Annotated in this window: 2 protein-coding genes; both read left to right on the top strand. The window is 52.2% G+C overall.

Annotation, left to right across the window (positions count from 1 at the left end; all coding sequences use genetic code 11):
- Nucleotides 1–93 precede the first annotated feature (93 nt).
- A complete protein-coding gene (gene istA / locus EVJ30_RS14825) occupies nucleotides 94–1,380 on the top strand; it encodes an IS21 family transposase (protein ID WP_131458835.1) in 1,287 nt (428 codons plus the stop codon).
- Complete coding sequence (gene istB, locus EVJ30_RS14820) at nucleotides 1,377–2,165, top strand: IS21-like element helper ATPase IstB (RefSeq protein WP_131458834.1); 789 nt, start codon at nucleotides 1,377–1,379, stop codon at nucleotides 2,163–2,165. Before istA ends, istB begins: the two co-directional genes overlap by 4 nt.
- Nucleotides 2,166–2,202: the final 37 nt, after the last annotated feature.

Genomic DNA, 2,202 nt, shown 5'->3' with positions numbered 1-2,202 from the left:
TATAAATGATAGTTTTAAGATGTCCTAAAACGTTGGGATAACAATGTACAATTTCGTCTCCTTCTCGCATACTTGTTCACGAGGTGAACGACTATGCAAATTCAATTAAACGTAGACACGACGTTCGAGGTAAACGAACTTTCGGACCTACGGACATTCAATGACATGATGGAGAAGATGAACATGAAAATCAACAAGAGCCAACTCGCCAGAGAGATGGGTGTCGACCGGAGGACGGTCAATAAATATCTCAACGGCTACCAGAAGCCAACAACGAGAAACCGGGAATCGGTGATCGATGCGTATTATCCGATCATCCGGGCCCTCCTGTCGGAGGATTCCAAGCAACGATTCTATTATCGACGCATCCTCTGGCAATACCTGAAAGACAACCATGGGTTGGAGTGTGCTGACTCGACATTCCGGAGCTACATCAGACGGCATCCCGAGTTCGCCGCCTATTTCAACGAGAATAAAAAAATGCCCGCAGCCGGGCAACACGTCCGCTTCGAGACGGCCCCCGGCAAACAGGCGCAACTAGACTGGAAAGAGTCAATCCGTTACGAGACACGCGACGGCGAGACGATCGAGGTGAACGTGGCGGTGCTGATACTCTCGTATTCCCGTTTTCGTTTCTTCCACCTCAGTCTGTCAAAATCGCAAGATGTCGTCCTCTCGTTTTTGACGCAGGCGTTCGAGAAACTCGACGGGGTTCCCGATGAGCTCGTTACAGACAATATGAGCACCGTCATGACGGAGGCGCGTACACGATACGGCGAGGGCGTCGTGAACCGCCGGTTCGAGGAGTTCGCGAAGGATTTCGGTTTCCAGGTGAAACCTTGCATCGCCGGGCGGCCGCAGACGAAAGGGAAGGTCGAGGCGCCGATGAAAATCTTGGACGAGATTCACGCCTACCAGGGCAAATATAACCTCGAGGAGCTGCACGACTACATCGAGAGACTGTGTAGACGAATCAATAGCGAGATCCATCAAGGGACCGGAAAGATCCCGATTCTGGAGCTACAAAAAGAAAGGAACCTCCTACTCCAGCTACCAACTGAACGAGTAAGAGATTCCTATCGCATCAAGCACGCCCGGGCCAAGGTGAACCACTCCAACATGGTCTCGTACCGCTCGAACCAGTATTCCGTACCAACCGGATATGAAGGCGAACGGGTGGCACTCGAGGTGCATGACGATTACTTGTGGATTTATCATAACACGAAACCGATCGCCCAACATCGTCTTAGCGACAACAAATTGAACTATCTGGAGCACCATTATCTTCAACAGCTTAGCCAGACGGTCGGCGACCGGGGCGGCATCGACGAGATGGCTCGGCGCAACCTGCAGCTCATGGACGAGAGGTACCGGTCATGAGGGAGACGAACAGCTACAAGCAGCTACGAGAGAACCTCATGTCACTCAACCTCGATCAGATGGCTATCCACCTCGATGAGGTAATCGACTTCGGGATTCAGAGCGGGGCGTCGCTGACCGAGGTGCTCGTCAAGCTCACGAACCACCAAATCGACGTCCAGGAAAAGCAGAAGACGCACCGGATGATTCGATCGGCAGCCCTGCCCAGCCCGAAGGGGCTCGATACGTTCGACTTCTCTTTCCAGCCGTCCTTGAACCGGGAACAGATCCTAGACCTTCATACGCTTCGCTTCATCGAGCGGAACGAGAACGTGGTGTTCCTAGGCCCGAGCGGTGTCGGGAAGACGCACCTCGCGACATCAATCGGGGTGACGGCGGCGCTCGCCCGCCATAACACTTATTTCACGAAGTGCCACGACCTTATCCAAAAGTTGCGGACCGCGAAGCAGGAGAACCGCTTGGAGAGCAAGCTGAAACACTTCTCCAGATATCGCCTCTTGATCATCGATGAGATTGGGTATCTCCCAATCGACGCAGAGGACGCCAAAATCTTTTTCCAACTCATCGACCAGCGGTACGAAAAAAAGAGCACGATCCTGACCACGAACATCAACTTCGGCTCATGGGAGGAGGTGTTCGTCGATCCGAAACTGGCAAACGCCATCTTGGATAGGATTCTACACCACGCAACCGTGGTGCCAATCACCGGGGACTCTTATCGATTGAAAGACCATCGGTCAGAACAAACTGTGGCTGATGAAGTGAGCAATAGTGAGCATTATTAAGCGAACGAAATTGTACATAAAGACGTTGACATTTATA

The organism is Exiguobacterium sp. SH5S13 (assembly GCF_004337085.1).
Classification (GTDB): Bacteria; Bacillota; Bacilli; order Exiguobacteriales; family Exiguobacteriaceae; genus Exiguobacterium; species Exiguobacterium aurantiacum_A.
Note: the sequence above shows the minus strand (reverse complement) of the source record. Positions and strands in the feature narration are given on the sequence as shown.

What these genes read in the sequence shown, in the direction of transcription:
- istA (WP_131458835.1), top strand. Translation starts at nt 94, where the DNA reads ATGCAAATTCAATTAAACGTAGACACGACGTTCGAGGTAAACGAACTT.
- istB (WP_131458834.1), top strand. Translation starts at nt 1,377, where the DNA reads ATGAGGGAGACGAACAGCTACAAGCAGCTACGAGAGAACCTCATGTCA.